Below are 17,044 nucleotides of genomic sequence, written 5' to 3'. Positions count from 1 at the left end.
CTATGTCGCGTCAACCCATTTCTCGCCGTGTTGCCCTCGTGGCTGCATCCGCCGTCTTGCCCGCCCTGTTGCTCGGCGGATGCGCGTCGAACGTTGCCGAGACCGGATCCGGCTCGGCGGCTCCCACCGCCACAGCGGCATCCGGCTACCCTCTCACCCTCGATAATTGCGGGACGTCTGTCACCGTTGATGCCGCGCCCACCCGCATCCTGACGGTGAAGTCGTCGACCACCGAGCTGCTGCTGGCACTGGGCGTCGGCGAGAAGATTGTCGGTTCGGCGTTCCTCGACGGCGCGGTGCCCGACTCACTCGCCTCGCAGCCCGGCGGCGCCACCCTCAACGTAGTGAGCGATTTTCTGCCGAGTCAGGAAGCCGCGCTCGCCCTCACGCCCGACTTCATCTACGGCGGCTGGGAGTCAAACTTCAGTGCTGACGGCGTGGGCGAGCGCGACCAGCTGACCAGCATGGGCGTGGGCAATTATGTGTCGCCCTCCGCGTGCAAGGAGGAGGGCTACGCGCCGGATCCGCTCACGTTCGACACGGTATTCGCCGAGATCACCGAGGCCGGCGCGATCTTCGGAGCGCCGGAAGCTGCGGCCAAACTTGTTGCATCGCAGCAGGCAGAGCTCGACGCGCTGGTGCCCACCGCAGATGCCCCAACGGCGCTCTGGTACTCCAGCGGAACAGACACCCCCTACGTCGGCGCCGGAATCGGGTCGCCCGAGATGATCATGAGCGCGGCCGGGCTGACCAACATCTTCGCCGACGTGCACGACAGCTGGACCTCGGTCGGCTGGGAATCGATCGTCGCAGCAGACCCCAGCGTGATCGTGCTTGTCGACGCGACCTGGAACACTGCAGCATCGAAGATCGCCACGCTCGAAGCGAGCCCGGTGACACAGGGGCTGTCCGCGGTGAAGGGCAAGCGCTACATCGTGCTGCCGTTCGCTGCGACCGAGGCGGGAACGCGCAACGTCGAGGCAGCGACATCCATCGTCGACCAGCTCGCTGGGTTCGGCGGCAAGTAATGACCAGTGCCGAGAGTCGCCCGTCCGACCGAGAATCGCCGCTGCAGGGGCGACTCTCGGCGGAAACGGCGACTCTCGGCGAGGGTCGGCGAGGTCGGGGGCGCCGGCACGGGTCTGGTCGGGGGCGCGGCTACGGCTGGTGGCTCGCCGGGTCGATCGTGCTGCTCGCGCTTGTGATCGGCGTCGCTGTCACGATCGGGCCCGCTGACATCTCGCTGGCGGATGTCTGGGGCAGCGTCGCCGGGCACCTTGGGCTTTCGGGCTGGGCGGGCGGGTACGCTGGCGCAGTTGGGTCTGCCGTCGCTGTTCCCCCGCTCACCGATTCGATCGTCTGGCAGCTGCGCTTGCCCCGCGTGCTGACGGCCGCGGCCGTCGGAGCCGGACTGGCACTGGCCGGTGCTGTCATGCAGAGCGTGACGCGCAACCCGCTGGCCGATCCGTATCTGCTTGGCCTGTCATCCGGGGCATCGCTGGGAGCTGTGGCCGTGCTGATTCTCGGTGTCGGATTTGCCCTGCCCGTCGCTGCATTCGCCGGCGCGCTGCTGGCGCTGATAGCCACGCTCAGCATCGCCAGGGTGGGAGGCACGATCAGCCCGGGGCGCGCAGTGTTGTCCGGGCTCGCCATCGCGCAGCTGGCCGCTGCGGGCACCTCGTTCGTGATCTTCTGGTCGGCGAAGGGCGATTCGTATCGCGAGATTCTGAACTGGCTGCTCGGCTCGGTTGCCGGTGCGTCGTGGTCGAGCGTGGCGATCTCGGTGGGCGCACTTCTCGTCGTGGGCACCGGCATCCTGCTCTCGGCCAGTCGGCTCGATGCCTTCGCGTTCGGCGACACCGCAGCGGCGTCACTCGGCATCAATGTGAACGCGACCCGCTGGGTACTGCTCACGGCCGTGGCCCTGCTCACCGGTGCCATGGTTTCGGTCAGTGGTGCGATCGGTTTTGTGGGGCTGATCCTGCCGCACGTCGTGCGCGCCGTGACCGGTCCTGGTCACCGTCGATTGTTGCCGCTCGTGGTTGTCGCCGGTGCCATCTTCCTCGTGGTCGCCGATACCCTCGCCCGTACGGTGTTCGACCCGCGGGAGCTGCCCGTCGGCATCGTGACGGCGTTCATCGGAGTCCCGGTCTTCATCGCGCTGATCAAGCGCAAGCGATCGGCGGCTTGGGCATGAGCGCCGCCGTGGGGACTGTGGCGCACGCATCCGCTACCTCTGGCGCCGCGGTATCCATCGACGACCTGTCATTCGCGATCGATGGCACGACAGTGCTGCGCGAGGTATCTGCGCAGATCCCGCGCGGCGCGGTGACCGGGCTGCTCGGGCCGAACGGGGCAGGCAAGTCGACATTGCTGCGCCTGATCGCCGGCATTGAGAAGCCGGCATCCGGTGCCGTGCTGCTTGACGGCACAGCTCTCGCATCGCTCCCCCGTCGCGAGGTCGCTCGTCGCATCGCGTTGCTTGAGCAGAATGCGGTTCCGAACGTTGAGTTGTCGGTGATCGAGGTGGTGTTGCTCGGGCGGATCCCGCATCGGTCTCGCCTGCTTGGCAGCTTCGGCGGTGATGACGATCGTGAGCTCGCGCTCGATGCGCTGGATGCCGTCGGGTCACGTGACCTCGCTGAACGCGACTGGCACACCCTCTCTGGCGGACAACAGCAACGTGTGCAGATCGCGAGGGCGCTGGCTCAGCAGCCATCGCTCCTGCTACTCGATGAACCGACCAACCACCTCGACATCAGCGCGCAGCTGTCGCTACTGGCCCAGGTGCGGGGGCTCGGGCTGACGTCGGTCGCCGCGTTGCACGACCTCAACCTGGCCGCGGCCTACTGCGACCACATCGTGTTGCTGCAGGACGGCGCGGTGGTGGCCGCCGGACGCCCGGACGAGGTCTTGCGGCCGGAGGTGATTTCATCCGTCTACGGTGTGGACTGCGATGTCATTCCGCATCCGCGGGGTGGGCATCCGGTGATCGTGTTCTCGCCTGCTGGTTAGGCCTTCGCGAGTTCGAGCAGGAATTCGACGTAGCCGGTGTCTTCGACCTTGACGAAGCCAAGGCTCGGCGCCGTCACGTTGAAGTCGGAGAACGTGATCGGGATCTGGCCGGCGAGTTTTGCATTGTCGCCATCGAGGGCGGCGGTGATCTCCACGGTCACGTCGTTGCTGACGCCGTTGAGGGTGAGTGTTCCCGTGGCCGACACGGTCTGCGCTTCGCCTGAGTCGGGCACTGTCATGGCCGCGATCGGCTGGGTGAGCACGAAGGTGGCCGTGGGGTATTGAGCGGTGTTGATCGCCTGGGTGCGGAAGTACTGGTCACGGGCCGCTTCGTCAGTCGCGATCGATGCCACATCCACATCGATGGTGGCCGCGGTGATCTCGGTGGATGTCGCGGTGACGGTTCCTGCGACGGTCTCGGTGCGCGCCGTCACCGTGATGTCGGTGCCGTTCAGCACCTCGTCGACGCGGTAGCCGGCGTATGAGCCGTCGCTGACAGTCCAGTCGCCCGCGAGTTCGTCGGCGGTGAGAGTACTCGGGGCCAGCGTGCCGAACTCTTCGACGGGGTCGGCGGCGGCGGGTCCGACGATCACATCGCGGTAGAAGGCGGGGCCGAAGGCGATGGCCGCCCAGCCCAGCACGACGACGACTGCCGCGATACCGGTGATGACCTTAGCTTTTGTGCTCATGCGCTTCATGCTCTGTCTGTTCTCTCTCGAGGGGCGAGGCGTCTGTTGGTGCAGTCGTGCGTGGTGCGATCACGCACAGCGTATCCAGCTCATGTGTGTAAGCACTATGCACTCTCTATGAGTATTCGATGCGGTGTTCCCTGTGCCGCGAGATCGGAGTTGTGGTCGTTATTCGGGCCCCAGAACGACCACAACTCCGATCTCGCGCACGTGTGAATGCACGTGGTTCCGCAGGCGTGAACGCACCGCGGATGCGGGAGAATCTAGAGCATGCAGAAGATTACGGTGTTGGCCGGCGGCGTCGGTGGCGCACGATTCACTCGCGGGTTGTTGGCGTTGCTTGACGAGAGCGCTGGCAGCAGGACTGCGGCTGACGGCGGGGACGCAGCATCCGTCACCGTCATCGTGAACACCGGCGATGACATGTGGCTGAACGGGCTGCGAGTCTGCCCCGACCTGGACACCGTGATGTACACGCTCGGCGGCGGCATCAACGAGGCGCAGGGCTGGGGGCGTCCGGAGGAGTCCAAACGTACCTCGGATGAGATCGCAGCGTATGGCCGCGGCTGGTCGTGGTTCACCCTCGGCGACCTCGACCTCGCGACCCACATCGTGCGCACTGACCTACTGCGAAGCGGATCGACGCTCAGCGAGGCGACGCAGTTCTTGTGCCAGCGCTGGCAGCCCGGGGCGCGTCTGCTGCCGATGAGCGACCAACCTGTCGAGACCCACGTGCGGCTGGCAGCGGATGTCGACGAGCACGCAGCGGGCGACTTGATCCACTTTGAGGAGTGGTGGGTGCGCTACCGCGCGCACGTTGACGTGACCGAGTTCGTGCAGGTGGGTCTGGAGACGTCAACGGCTGCGCCCGGCGTGATCGACGCGATCCTGGACGCCGACCTGGTCATCCTGCCGCCGTCGAACCCGGTGGTGTCGGTGGGCACAATCCTGGCGGTTCCGGGGGTGCGCGCCGCACTGCAGGCCACGAGTGCCCGCGTTGTCGGAGTCTCGCCGATCATCGGCGGTGCTGCCGTGCGCGGCATGGCCGACCACTGCCTGCAGACCATCGGCGTCGAGACCTCTGCCGCGGCCGTCGGGCTGCACTTCGGGTCGCGAGCATCGGGCGGTGTGATCGACGCGTGGCTTGTTGACGAGACGGATGCCGCGGCCGTCCACGCGCTGGAGGCGGCGGGCATCCGCTCTGCTGCTGTTCCGCTGTGGATGCACGATGTCGCCACGACCGCTGATATTGCCAGGGAGGTACTCGCGATCAGCGAGGCGCACTAACGATCAGGGAACGGCGAGCAGCGGTGCCAGGCTGGTTGCGCTCGCGGCGTGGGTCAGGCGGGCGGCACTATCGCAGGGGCGGTGCGTGCGACGAGTGCACTCGTGTGGGCGCCCACGCCCAAGTGCAGGGCATCCGCCAGGTTGTCGACGGTGTCGACGTCACGACGGATCGAAGCGTTCGAGTGGATGTCGAGCGGAACGTGCCCCGCGGACTCGTGAGCGGCACGCGACCCCAGGCCGAAGCGCGGTACGAACGGGACGCCGGCCAGCGCGAGCAACGTCGTCGTTCCGGCACCCTCACGATCGGGAACCATCGAACGCTCGTGATCGGCAGCGAGCGTGAGAGCGGCTTCGACGTCGGCAATCTTGAGCGCCGGGAGATCACCGGTGACGACAGCGATATTGAGCGCAGGCCAGGCCTCGCGGGCGGCATCCACACCTTGAACGATGGCCCAGTTGAGGGGATCCGACCGGGCGTTTCTGGCTGTGTTCGTGGCTGCCTGCCTCGCTGCGCGCCCCGAGTCTTCTGGGATCACGACGGCACCGAGCTGCAGCATCCGCGCCGCCACGACCTCATCGGCCGTCACAACACAGACCCGCGCGATCGACGGTGCGGCCAGTAGCGCAGCGACGGTATCGAGGGCGAAAGCGTCGGCCAGGCGTGCACGATCCGGATGGTCGCCGAGGCGCGTCTTCGGTTCTTCTGCCCCGGCGCTGCCCTTCACCGGCACGATTGCGACCCAGCTCACGCCGGTTCGTTTCCTGGCTCATGCGCGATGGGAACGTCGGCTGACTGCGTGTCGGCCTCATGCGCCCCCGCTGGATGCTCGCCGTCCACCTGCGCGTGGGCTGCGGCGAGACCGGCAGCGAAGCCCGCTGCCTGCCCCTGGGCCAGGCCTGCCTCGAACCCGGCGGCATAGCCTTCGGCGTGGGCCTCGGCGCTCCCGAGTCGAAACATGTCCTGCGCGCTGTCGCGCTGCAGGATCCGGGCGCCCTCGGCGGCCTGAGAAGCGGATGTCGGAGTGCCAGCATCGATATCGGTGGCGGCTACGGCATCCGAGTCGGCTACCACCAGCCGGGCGAGCCCACGCACCACGGCGACCGGGTTCTGGCTGGTCTTGCCCTTCACGAGGTCGGCAGCACCGGCGATCTCATCGCCGGCGGCGGCCGCAGTGACGGCCAGGCGGTGACCGAAAGCGTCGGTTGTGCCGCGCAGGTCATCGAGCACGAGCACCCCGGCGGCCCCGATTGCAATGTCTGTCTGACCGTCACGCCAGACGCGTCCGGCGGTGTCGGTGATAATTACGCCGAGGCGCAGGCCTGTCGCGGCACGCAGGGTGGCGCAGAGGGCACGGGCCGAGGCATCCGGGTCGACGGGCAACAGCAACACCGTACCGTCGGCGGTATTACTGGCGTCAACGCCCGCCGCGGCCATCACGAGACCCTGTCGGTTCTCGACGATGCGCGTCACGCCGTTCGGGTGCACACGGGAGGCCACCACACGCACCGTTTCGTCGGTGATCGCCTGCTCGCGGTCGGAAGCCGGCACGATCCGGCCCTCGGCCTTGGAGACGATTTTGCTGGTCACGGCCAGAATGTCACCATCGCGGAGCACCGTGCTCGACGCTGTTGTGGCTGCGACGACACCAGCGCCGGCACCAGCACCAGCACCAGCACCAGCACCAGATACGGCACCGTCCTTGGCGCCGGTGCTGGCCGCAGCCAGAATCAGCGCGGCCAGGTCATCCCCTGGCACGATCTCGCCGATGCCCTCGAGCACAAAGATCTCGAGTCCTGAAGATTGCGTCAGGGGCCTACCTTTCGCATCCGCCGCTCCCGTCGCATCCGCCACACGCGCAGCCGTCGCATCCGCTATCTCAGACATCAGCGCACCAGCTTCGGCAGGACATCGCGGCCGAACACGTCGATCCACTCCCGCTGATTGCGCCCGACATTGTGCAGATAGATGCGATCGAAGCCGAGATTGATGTAGTTCTGGATGTAGGCGCGGTGCACGTCCGGATCGGCTGAAATCACCATCCGGCCATCGAAGTCCTCTGGCCGCACCATCTTGGCCATCTGCTCGAACTCATACGGCGAGCGGATATCGGCCTTCGGAAACCGCATTGCCCCGTTCGGCCACTGCTGCATCGCGTTGATCATGGCGAGCTCGTCACTCTCTGCCCAGCTCAGGTGCAGCTGCAGCACCTTGGGCATCGTTGCAGGATTCTTGCCGCCATCACGCGCGCCCTCATTGAAGCGATTGAACAGCATCGAGATCTTCTCCGGCGGAGCTTCAACGGTGATCAGGCCGTCGGCCACGCGACCGGCTCGCTTCGCGGTGATTGGGCCAGCGGTGGCAACCAGGATCTCCGGTGCGACCGTGGGCATGCTCCACAGCCGCGTGGATTCGAGCTTGTAATACTGGCCGGAATGCTTGAAATCCCGTCCGGCGATCGAGGCGCTGAACAGCTTCGAGATAATCTCGATGGCTTCGAACATGCGGTTGAGGCGCTCGGGGGCTTCTGGCCAGTACGCAGCCATGACGTGTTCGTTGAGCGCTTCGCCCGAGCCGAGTCCGAGCCAGTGCCGCCCCGGATACATCGAGGCCAGCGTGGCGGATGCCTGCGCCACCATCGCCGGATGCCACCTGAACGTTGGCGCCGTTACCCCTGGACCGAAGTTGGCACCGGTACGCTCGCCGACCGCCGCCAGCACACTCCACACAAACGAGGACTCGCCCTGCGCCGGCACCCACGGCTGGAAATGGTCGGTCGCCATCGTGCCGGTGAAGCCGTTGGCCTCGGCATACGCCGACAGGGCAACGGCCTCCGCCGGGGCGAACTGCGCCAACATGGCTGCGTAGCCGATCTCCACCTGGGTCATGTCTCCATTGTGTCGGTTGGGTTGGGTCGGTCGGAACGCGCCGGCGGCTCGCTCTAGCCCAGTGCCCGCAGGCGCGGTGCGAGGTCGCGCTCGAACAGGTCGAGGAAGCGCTTCTGGTCGGCACCAGGACCGTGGAACACCAGGTGGTTCAGGCCGGCATCGATGTACGGCTTGATCTGGGCGACTGCCTCGTCGGGGTCAGAGGCGACGATCCAACGCTTGGCGACCTGCTCGATGGGCAGGGCATCCGCTGCGGCTTCCATCTCGATCGGGTCGTCGATCGAGTGCTTCTGCTCGGGTGTGAGCGAGAGCGGTGCCCAGAATCGGGTGTTCTCCAGCGCGACGGCGGGATCCGTGTCGTACGAGATCTTGATCTCGATCATGCGATCGATGTCGTTGATATCGCGACCGGCCTTCTCGGCACCCTCGGCAACGGCCGGCAGCAGCTGCTCGGTGTAGAGCTCCATGCCCTTGCCAGACGTGCAGATGAAGCCGTCGCCCGCACGGCCGGCATAACGCGCGACGGTTGGTCCGCCTGCGGCGACATAGACGGGGATGCCGCCCTCCGGAACGTCATAGATCGACGCCCCCTTGGTGTGGTAATACTCACCGTCGAAGTCGACGCGGTCGCCATTCCAGAGTTCGCGCATCAGCGTGACGGCCTCGCGCAGGCGAGCGAAGCGCTCCTTGAAGTCGGGCCATTCGCCGACAAAGCCGGTGGCGATTTCGTTCAGGGCCTCGCCGGTGCCGACGCCGAGGAACACGCGTCCCGGGTAGAGGCAGCCCATCGTGGCGAATGCCTGCGCGACGACCGCGGGGTTGTACCTGAAGGTCGGGGTCATCACCGAGGTACCGATCTGGATACGCGAGGTGCGCTCACCGACGGCGGTCATCCAGGCGATCGAGAACGGGGCATGGCCGCCGTTGTGCCGCCATGGTTGGAAGTGGTCGCTCACCGTGACGCTGTCGAACCCGTGTTCCTCGGCCATGACACCCAGTTCGACCAGCTCGCGTGGCGCGAACTGCTCGGCCGATGCCTTCACTCCCAATTTCAGCACTCTATGCCTCCGTTATCGGGACGCCGGTGTCCCCTCGATGTGGTCACTGACTCCGCGCACGCTTGCGACGGGGCAGTAGTACTACTTTCTCACTTTGGATGCCGTCGCGGCGCATTCGCCCCACTGTGGTGGCATCCGGTGCAGTAATCATGCGTTCCAGCAATCATCGGTTGCAGTAGCGCTAGGCGTGTATTGCGAGCGGACGTGGGTGATGTGCGAACGGACGTGGATGGCGTGCGCGCGGACTGCCCAGTTCGCGCAGTCGGCGTCACCAAATAGGCTTGCTTCATGCGCATTGCCACCTGGAACGTCAACTCCATCCGTGCCCGATCCGGCCGAGTCGTCGATTGGCTGGTGCGCGAAGACATCGACGTGCTCGCCATGCAGGAAATCAAGTGCAAGCCTGAGCAGTTTCCGGCCGAACCCTTCGAGGAGGCCGGCTACGAACTGGTGCTCCACGGCCTCAACCAGTGGAACGGCGTTGCGTTCGCCAGCCGCTTGCCGATGACGGATGTCGCCACCAGCTTCCCAGGTATGCCCGGGTTCTTGAAGGGCCAGGAGGGTCCAGACCAGCCGCTCGAGGCGCGGGCGCTTGGGGTGACGGTTGAGGACATCCGCTTATGGAGCCTGTATGTGCCGAACGGCCGCGCGCTGGATGACCCGCACTATGTGTACAAGCTCGACTGGCTGGCCAGGCTCGACGCGCATGCCCGCGACGAGCTCGCGAAGAACCCCGACCTCGCGCTGGCCCTGATGGGTGACTTCAACGTCGCGCCGACGGATGCCGATGTCGGCGACCCGTCGTTCGTCCACGGTGTCTCGACTCACGTGTCGGACCCGGAGCGCGCGGCATTCGCGGCATTCGAGGAGGCAGGACTCACCGATGTTGTGCGCCCGATCGTGCCGGAGGGCTTCACGTTCTGGGACTACAAGCAGCTGAGGTTCCCGCGCAATGAGGGCATGCGGATCGACTTCATCCTGGGCTCGCACGCCTTCGCCGACCTCGTGACGGATGCCAGCATCCACCGCAACGAGCGTAAGGGTGATGCGCCGAGCGATCACGTTCCGGTTGTCGTCGACCTTGAGCTTGAGGGCGAAGACGACGATCGCCCGATGATCTTCTAGTTCTGGGCTGGGGCTTATGCATGCGGGCGCCGGGGCGCGGCGCGCGGCGTGCGGCGTGCGGCGCGTCAGGCGAGCAGGGCAGCGATCAGCAGCAACGCCGGGATTGAGCCGACGGTCGTCACGAGCACGGTGTCGCGCGCGACGACGATGCCGCGGTCATAGCGAGCCGCGAAGTTGAAGATGTTCTGCGCTGTTGGCAGCGCAGACACTGCAACGACGGCGAACAGGTCCTGGCCGCTTATCCCGAACACCAGGTCGCCGATCAGGTAGGCGACGACGGGCATCACCGCGACCTTGATGATGGATGCCGCGGCGACCTGTTTGCGGCCGGTGCCCGCCTTGAGCGGACGTTGGCCGTGAAGCGACATCCCGAAGGCCAGCAGCACGAGGGGGATCGCGGCTCCGCCGATGAGTTCGAGCGGAGCCATCACCGGGTCTGGCACCTGCACACCGAGGACGGCGATCAGCACACCAATGAGCGAGGCGATGATCATCGGGTTACGGAGCGGCCCAAGCAGGATCGAGCCGACCGACGCTCGGCCACGCGTCGCTACGTCGAGGATCCCGAGGGTGATCGGGGCCAACACGAGCAGCTGCAGCAGGAGTACGGGCGCCACATACTGCGCATTGCCCAGCACATACACGGCAACGGGAAGCCCAATGTTGTTGGCATTGACATACACAGCGGATGCCGCCCCCAGGGCCGTCTCGCTCACCGGCATCCGGAAGAACACGCGAGCTATGACCAGGTACAGGCTCGCACCAATACCCACGCTACTGAGCACGGTGAGCAGGAACGACGAGAACAGCACAGAGACGTCGGCATGGGCGAGCACGGTGAAGAGCAGCGCTGGCGTCGCGACAAAGAAGGCGACCCGGTTGAGCACGTGCCCGGCGTTGGCGCCCGCAATGCCAAAGCGTTCGACGATGTAGCCGACGAGGATCACGAAACCGATGATCGCGAACCCGACCAGAACTCCACCCATTTGAAGAAGTCTAGATGGGCACTCGGTGCTCGGTCTGCTGGTTCCATCCGGTGCGCGAAATCGGAGTTGTGGTCGCTATAACCGCCGCAAAACGACCACAACTCCGATTTCGCGGCAGAACAAGCAGCTGAAGTAGCTAGGCAGTAGCAGCAGCTAGGCAGCTGAAGTAGCTAGGCAGCAGCAGCAGCAGCTAGTCAGCCACCGAGACGCTCGTCGAGCTCACGCACGACATCCCAGGCGCCCTCTTCTGAGTTGCTCAGCACCACGACGTCGAGCTCGGCATCGTAGTAGTGGCGCAGGATGCCGCTGGCTCCGGATGCGACACCATCGATGAAGTACGAGCGCACCAGGTCACCCTCATCGAGATCGAACTCGAAGCCAAAGCCGTACCGGGTGGTCTCATCCAGCTCAACCTGCGGGCTGAAGAATTCCTCGGTGAGCTCGCTGTTCAACAGTTCGCCGTTGCGCAGCGCCTGCAGGAACGCGACGAGGTCGGCGGCCGTCGCTTGCGCACCCTCGTGCGGGGCTCCAATGGGCAGCGCGCTGTACAGGGTCGAGGTCCACAGGCCGTTCTCGCCCTGGTCCCAGCCTTCTGCGACACGTGGGGCGACATCCGTGCGGTCGTAAAAACCGGCGTCGGTCATACCGGCGCGCGTGAAGATCTCGTCGTAGACGTACTGGCGGAAGCTCTGACCTGTAACCCGCTCAAGGGCGAGACCGGCGAGGATGTAGCCGGCGTCCGAATAGTTGCTCTCAACGCCGGGGCCGGCCAGCGGCTCCTTGTGGGCGAACAGCGGCAGGAAATCGATGGTGTTGCGCAGCGTGTAAATCGGCGTCTTCGCCCACAGCGCCGCGTAATCCTCGCCGGCTTCCTCATCGACGATGTCGGCAATACCGCTCGTGTGGGTCAGCAGGTGCAGCAGGTTGACGTCGGTGCCGATGGTGGTTCCGGCCAGGTCGACGTAGTGATGGATAGACGTTTCGAGGTCAAGACGCCCGGCCTCGACCTGCTGCAGCACAGCAACGCTCGTGAAGAGTTTGGTGATCGACGCAGTGTCGAATCGAGTGTCAAGCGCGTTCGGGATGCCCCAACGCTGCGTGGCCAGACCAGCCGCCGCCTCGAAGACGGTAGCGTTTCCCTTTTTGACGAGAACGACCCCCGAGAATTCGTTGTCGGCGAGAAATTCGTTCAATCCTGTTGTATCCACCACTCAAGTTTACGGAGTAGACCGGCGAGATAGCATCGTCAGGTGCCTGAACCCGTGCCCCGCGACCGAGATGAGCGTGAGCTGCGTTCGATCGACGAGGTGATAACCGGGCTGGAGAGCCTGATCCACGGCACGGCTGGCAGGGCGAATGCCCGAGCGGATGCAGTCAGCGATCACCCTCGACTCATCGTGGGAATCGCAGGGTCACCTGGCTCGGGCAAATCCACCATTGGGGCGACGCTGGTCGAGCGGCTGAACGCTGCGCCGTCGCCCGCGATGCAGTCGACCGGTGAACCCCGCGCCGTACTTCTGCCGATGGATGGCTTCCACCTGCCCCAGGCACGGCTCGTCGAGCTCGGACGCCGCGACCGTATGGGCGCGCCAGACACCTTCGACGTCGGCGGGTTCGTCAGCACGCTGCATGCCTTGCGCGCCGTGGGCCATGAACCAGTGCCTGTGCCAGGCTTCGACCGCGAAATCGAGGAACCTGTGCCCGACTCCATGAGCATTCCGGCAACGGCGAGCATCGTGGTGGTCGAGGGCAACTATCTGTTGATGCAGTCCGGAGGCTGGCAAAACGTGTTGCCACTTCTCGACACGAGCTATTTCGTGGAGCTGGAGCGCGGCATCCGTCTCGAACGGCTCATCGCCAGGCACGAACAGTTCGGCAAGAGCCCGGATGCAGCGCGCGACTGGGCGCTCGGCCCCGACGAAGCAAATGCGCGGCTGATTGAAGAATCAGCCGCACAGGCGATGCACCGCATTCGTCTGGACTGACCTTCGGCAGATCTGACCCGAGTGTCGCGAGTGCCGCGAGTGCCGCCACCACGTTTCTGCGGCGACGGCACTCTGGCGCCTTCGGATCTCAGCCCTCGGCTCAGGCCCTGCTGCGACGAAGACGCAAGCGAATCAGCACAACGGCGAGTCCGGCAAGGATGAGCACACCTGCTCCACCGAGCCAGGGCACCAGGTTCTGCACGCCGGTGGAAGCCAGGCTGCCCGCAACGCTTCCCGCAGAGGCGAGCGCAGTGACAGTCACTCCGACCCTGGCGACCTCGACGCCGCCAACCGACGCGACGATCGTGTGCCGGCCTGCCGGTGTCGCGGCAGGAATCTGCAGCGTCCCCGTCACTGCACCAGCCGCCGATGCCCTGAGTGAACCGAGCGAAACAGGCTCGGAGAAGAGGACAAAGTCGACATTCGCGCCAGTCGCGAAGCCTGCACCTGAGACGTTCACTCGATCACCGGCGGTAACGGTTCCGAGGCCAAGCGAGAGCGTCGCTGAATCCGTGGGTACCTCGGTCGGTGCCGGCGTCGGCTTCTCGGTCGGCGTCGGCGTTGCAGTCGGCGTAGGCGTCGCAGTCGGCGTTGGCGTTGGCGTTGGCGTTGGCGTTGGCGTTGGCGTTGGCGTTGGCGTCACAGTATCCGTTCCGAAGATAGCCGCTGCGGTACCGATATTCAGGAACACCGTTTCGCCCGTTGCATCCTTCAATCCGTCGTTGTCGGTGACGATGTAGACGTTCCCGTCGGCGCCGATGGTCAGGCCCTCGAGCTTCTCCTGCGTCCAGCCGTTCAGAGAGCGCAGCGCCGGAAGGGCGTCGAAAGCGAGTGTCTTCGGGAGCACCAGGAGCGGAGCGCCGGCAACCGGATCGGTTTCTGGCAGTTCGACCGTGTAGATCCGCTTGTTGACGGCGGCAGGACCGTTGAGCTTGTCACGCTCGATCACGGCAAGCGTGTTCGAATTGACGGCGACGATCTCGGACAGGCCGACCCAGTCTGACGGCGTGCTCGGGGCAGCCAGCTGGTAGCCGAACCAGGTCCAGCTCGATGTCGTCACGTCGTAGCGACCGATGCGGGTCACCCCGTCGCCGTCAACGGTCGAGGCGGTGGAACTCGGGTCGGTCCAGAGCGGACGCTGGATGGCGACGAACACCTGCTCGTTTCCGGCGGCATCCGTGATGGCCGTCACACCCTCATAGCCCCACTTGTTGATGTGGTCCGAAATCTCGACCGGGAGGTCGACGGTCTCGACGACCGCGCCAGCGGCATCCGTCCGGTACAGCTTGTTGGCCGCGCCCGTCGCACCCTCAGAGGCGAGCCAGAATCCGCCCTGCGGCCGGGCGAAGAGCCCCTCGACATCGAAGTTCGCCGGGGTGCCGCCCTGCGTCACGACAAGCCCCGTCGTGATGCGGGCTGGTGTCTTTGTGGTGTCCACGGTGAAGATGGTGCTCGGCTTGAGCGCGCTGTCGCTCGCCGTGTACAGGGTGCCTGGCTGGCCGGGCGCTGCGCTGAGTGCGCCAAGAGCGCTCCAGCCGATCGGTGCGCCGGTCGCGGTGCCGTCCGCGGTGTCCGAGATGATTGTCGGCGCCTGCGCTGCAGCGGCCCCCAGCTGGTAGATGGCAACGGATGCGCGCACACCGACGCTTGCGTCATCCGTCTCGCTGGAGACGACGAGCAGCCCCCGCGACGGAATGCTGAGCACGCCCTCCGGGCCATTCGTGGTGAACAGCAGCTGTTCGAACACCGGGTTGACCGGGTCACTCAGGTTGTAGACGGCGACGAAGTTGCTGCGCTCGCTCGCAACAAATCCGTAGCGGACCCCGTTGACCGTCGACACGGCCAGACCCTCCGGCTCTGATCCCTTCTTCGCTGCTCGGTCGTCGTTGTAGACACCGTGCTGCACGGCGAGGCGTTCAAAGGTGTTGCCGGCATCCCAGCTGACCGTGCCGCTGGTGGCGTCAAAGATTGTCCAGCCGCGGGTCCCGCCCTTCCAGTCGCCCTCGTTGGCCGTTGCCACGTGAGTATCGCCGACCCAGGCGATGGAGTCTGGCTCGCGGGGTGTCGACGCTATCGAACCGGTCAGGTCGATTTTGCCGTCCTTCTTGGTGTCGATGCCGGCAACGGCAACGGATCCGGCGCTGAACACCGTGTCGATCGCACGGGTCGCCAGGTCGATCACAACGATGCCGTTGTTCTCCTGAAGGGTGAGCGCCAGCTTGTTCTTACTGTTGATCGCGACGTATTCGGGTTCGGGGTCTGTGGCCTCGACAATGCCGGCGGCGGTGAAGTCCGGCAGCGCTGAGCCGTCGGGCGCGACCAGGGCGACCGGCGTCGCTGCCCAGCTGGTCGGGCTGGCGTTCAGGTCGATTACCTGCACAAATCCGGCGGGGAGCTGCGGCAGGTCACCCTTCGCGTGGCCGGCTGGGGTGGCATCCTCGTCGCGCTGGTTCTCGATGGCGATGGCCGCGTACTTCTTGTCTGCGCTGATGGCGATGGAGTCCGGCTGACCGAGCAGGTCGATCGAGGTCACGAGCGTGCGGTCGGAGATCCTCAGCACGTCGAGCCGTCCTGACGGGTTGGCGAAGTCGCCGCCGGATTCGTCGATCACCACGAGCACGTAGTCGCCGTAGACAGCGACCGAGGTTGGCTGATCATCGGCGTGGCCGAGGTCAGCCAGCGAGATCGTGCCGAGGCCGGTGGGCGCCGCAGGGTCGGTGATGTCGAGGAACCCGATCCGCTTGCCGAGGGCATCCGTATAAATGACAGTCTTGCCGTCGTCCGTGACGGCCGAGATCTCGGCGACTGTCGGCAGCGCGGCATCCACACCGGCCGGTACGTTCTGGAAGACCGGGTAGGTGGCCACCCTGTTGTAAGCGGATGTTGCTGGCACGGCCTGGGCCGCATCGGCGCCCTGCCCGGGAATGGTGCCGAATGCTCCGACCACGATCGCTCCGGCCAGGAGCGCCGTGGCTCCCCGAGTGAACGTTGTCTGACGCCGAGGTCTGATGGCTGTGTGTGCGCGCATACACCCAACCTGTCGAGTACGCACGAACCGATGCGAACTCCCCGATAGACGGAGGATTACGCAGGGGTGAACAGGCGGTGTCCTGGCCCGCTATCCCTCGATCAACGCCCGGTGAACTTCTCCATCGAGCGATAGACACCGAAGACGTTGTCGGCGACGGCATCCCAGACCGGCAGGGGCAGCGTGCCACGGAGGGCCTGCGCGAGACCGACGGTCCAGGGCATCCGGAGCAGCGGGCTACCGGCGAGCATCGACTTCCACACCCGGTTGACCACATATTCGGGCGTCATGATCGGGGTGAGCAGCGGACCCCGCGCCCCCGCGAACATGCCCGTTGAGATGTAGCTCGGGCAGACCGTGGTCACCTTCACGTAGTCGTGACCCTGCTGCACCAGTTCGAGGCGCAGCGAATCGCTCCACGAGATGAGCGCGGCTTTCGACGCCGCATAGACGCTCATGCGCGGGTTCGACAGGGTGCCGGCCGCGGATGCGATGTTGACGATCCGCGATTGGCGGTTCGGGTTCTCCATCATGGCCGGCAAAAACTCGCGAGTGATGTACATCGGCGCGAGGGCATTGATCTGCATGGTGGGGCGGGTGTCTTCGCCGTTGTCGTGTTCCCAGAAGTATTTGCCGCGGATGATGCCGGCGTTGTTGATCACGATGTCGGGGTTGCCGACCTCCATGCGCACGCGCTGGGCGGTCTGCGCAATCGCGCCGAGGTCGGAAATGTCGACGACGTATGGCGCGATGCGTGTGCCAGGCCAGGCCAGGTCGTTGAGCTCGGCGGCAGTCGTGGTGAGGGCGGCCGAGTCACGGTCCCAGAGGATGACCGCCTTGGCGCCCTCGGCGACGGCGCGCTCGGCGTAGAGGCGCCCCATTCCCATGGCGGCTCCGGTGATCAACACGCGTGCTCCAGCAACGGTTCGAGTCATGTTTCTATCATCCCAAGGTTCGCCGGGATCGGCTGACGGGATGAGCGGAT

At 65.7% G+C, this 17,044-nt stretch carries 15 protein-coding genes; 6 read left to right on the top strand and 9 right to left on the bottom strand.

What is annotated here, in order from left to right; translation table 11 throughout:
* Positions 1-2: 2 nt before the first annotated feature.
* From ACMT3I_RS12335 to ACMT3I_RS12325, 3 genes are read left to right on the top strand one after another with little or no spacing between them, the layout of a single operon-like run.
* Positions 3-1,028: a putative F420-0 ABC transporter substrate-binding protein gene (locus tag ACMT3I_RS12335; RefSeq protein ID WP_414804783.1), complete on the top strand. Its 1,026-nt coding sequence runs from the start codon at positions 3-5 to the stop codon at positions 1,026-1,028.
* Positions 1,028-2,197, top strand: a complete 1,170-nt coding sequence (locus ACMT3I_RS12330; RefSeq protein ID WP_414804782.1) for a putative F420-0 ABC transporter permease subunit — start codon at positions 1,028-1,030, stop codon at positions 2,195-2,197. Before ACMT3I_RS12335 ends, ACMT3I_RS12330 begins: the two co-directional genes overlap by 1 nt.
* Positions 2,194-3,015, top strand: a complete 822-nt coding sequence (locus ACMT3I_RS12325; RefSeq protein WP_414804781.1) for an ABC transporter ATP-binding protein — start codon at positions 2,194-2,196, stop codon at positions 3,013-3,015. Before ACMT3I_RS12330 ends, ACMT3I_RS12325 begins: the two co-directional genes overlap by 4 nt.
* Here the strand turns inward: ACMT3I_RS12325 and ACMT3I_RS12320 are convergent.
* The gene (locus tag ACMT3I_RS12320) at positions 3,012-3,704 is read right to left on the bottom strand and encodes a YceI family protein (RefSeq protein WP_414804780.1); all 693 of its coding nucleotides are present in this window, start codon (positions 3,702-3,704) and stop codon (positions 3,012-3,014) included. The two genes, ACMT3I_RS12325 and ACMT3I_RS12320, sit on opposite strands and share 4 nt — an antisense overlap.
* A gap of 270 nt (positions 3,705-3,974) precedes the next feature.
* Here ACMT3I_RS12320 and cofD point away from each other — a divergent pair, with 270 nt between their 5' ends.
* Positions 3,975-4,991 (top strand): 2-phospho-L-lactate transferase, encoded by a 1,017-nt coding sequence (cofD, locus tag ACMT3I_RS12315; protein WP_414804779.1) that lies wholly within the window; start codon positions 3,975-3,977, stop codon positions 4,989-4,991.
* Between the two features lie 53 nt (positions 4,992-5,044).
* On the opposite strand, the gene cofC is transcribed toward cofD, so the two are convergent.
* The 4 genes from cofC to fgd are packed head-to-tail and all read right to left on the bottom strand — an operon-like array spanning position 5,045 to position 8,935.
* A complete protein-coding gene (cofC, locus tag ACMT3I_RS12310) occupies positions 5,045-5,740 on the bottom strand; it encodes a 2-phospho-L-lactate guanylyltransferase (protein ID WP_414804778.1) in 696 nt (231 codons plus the stop codon).
* Positions 5,737-6,876, bottom strand: coding sequence for a coenzyme F420-0:L-glutamate ligase (gene cofE, locus ACMT3I_RS12305; RefSeq protein WP_414804777.1), 1,140 nt, complete (start codon positions 6,874-6,876; stop codon positions 5,737-5,739). Before cofE ends, cofC begins: the two co-directional genes overlap by 4 nt.
* Complete coding sequence (locus tag ACMT3I_RS12300; protein WP_414804776.1) at positions 6,876-7,877, bottom strand: TIGR03557 family F420-dependent LLM class oxidoreductase; 1,002 nt, start codon at positions 7,875-7,877, stop codon at positions 6,876-6,878. The genes cofE and ACMT3I_RS12300 overlap by 1 nt, the downstream gene beginning before the upstream one ends.
* A gap of 53 nt (positions 7,878-7,930) precedes the next feature.
* Positions 7,931-8,935, bottom strand: coding sequence for a glucose-6-phosphate dehydrogenase (coenzyme-F420) (fgd, locus tag ACMT3I_RS12295; RefSeq protein ID WP_414804775.1), 1,005 nt, complete (start codon positions 8,933-8,935; stop codon positions 7,931-7,933).
* A gap of 288 nt (positions 8,936-9,223) precedes the next feature.
* Between fgd and ACMT3I_RS12290 the strand changes: the two genes are divergently transcribed.
* Positions 9,224-10,060, top strand: coding sequence for an exodeoxyribonuclease III (locus tag ACMT3I_RS12290; RefSeq protein WP_414804774.1), 837 nt, complete (start codon positions 9,224-9,226; stop codon positions 10,058-10,060).
* Between the two features lie 65 nt (positions 10,061-10,125).
* Here the strand turns inward: ACMT3I_RS12290 and ACMT3I_RS12285 are convergent, their stop codons facing one another.
* Entirely contained in the window at positions 10,126-11,046 is a 921-nt protein-coding gene (locus tag ACMT3I_RS12285; RefSeq protein ID WP_414804773.1) for an AEC family transporter, read from the bottom strand.
* 194 nt (positions 11,047-11,240) lie between these two features.
* Positions 11,241-12,254: a serine hydrolase domain-containing protein gene (locus tag ACMT3I_RS12280; RefSeq protein ID WP_414804772.1), complete on the bottom strand. Its 1,014-nt coding sequence runs from the start codon at positions 12,252-12,254 to the stop codon at positions 11,241-11,243.
* A 42-nt stretch (positions 12,255-12,296) separates the two neighbouring features.
* Here ACMT3I_RS12280 and ACMT3I_RS12275 point away from each other — a divergent pair, with 42 nt between their 5' ends.
* The gene (locus ACMT3I_RS12275) at positions 12,297-13,031 is read left to right on the top strand and encodes a nucleoside/nucleotide kinase family protein (protein WP_414804771.1); all 735 of its coding nucleotides are present in this window, start codon (positions 12,297-12,299) and stop codon (positions 13,029-13,031) included.
* A gap of 100 nt (positions 13,032-13,131) precedes the next feature.
* On the opposite strand, the gene ACMT3I_RS12270 is transcribed toward ACMT3I_RS12275, so the two are convergent.
* Together ACMT3I_RS12270 and ACMT3I_RS12265 are read right to left on the bottom strand one after the other, a co-directional pair.
* Complete coding sequence (locus ACMT3I_RS12270) at positions 13,132-16,059, bottom strand: esterase-like activity of phytase family protein (RefSeq protein ID WP_414804770.1); 2,928 nt, start codon at positions 16,057-16,059, stop codon at positions 13,132-13,134.
* A gap of 101 nt (positions 16,060-16,160) precedes the next feature.
* Complete coding sequence (locus ACMT3I_RS12265; RefSeq protein WP_414804769.1) at positions 16,161-16,994, bottom strand: SDR family oxidoreductase; 834 nt, start codon at positions 16,992-16,994, stop codon at positions 16,161-16,163.
* Between the last annotated feature and the right edge of the window lie 50 nt (positions 16,995-17,044).

Source organism: Leifsonia sp. A12D58 (assembly GCF_047530025.1).
Classification (GTDB): domain Bacteria; phylum Actinomycetota; class Actinomycetes; order Actinomycetales; family Microbacteriaceae; genus Cryobacterium.
Note: the sequence above shows the minus strand (reverse complement) of the source record. Positions and strands in the feature narration are given on the sequence as shown.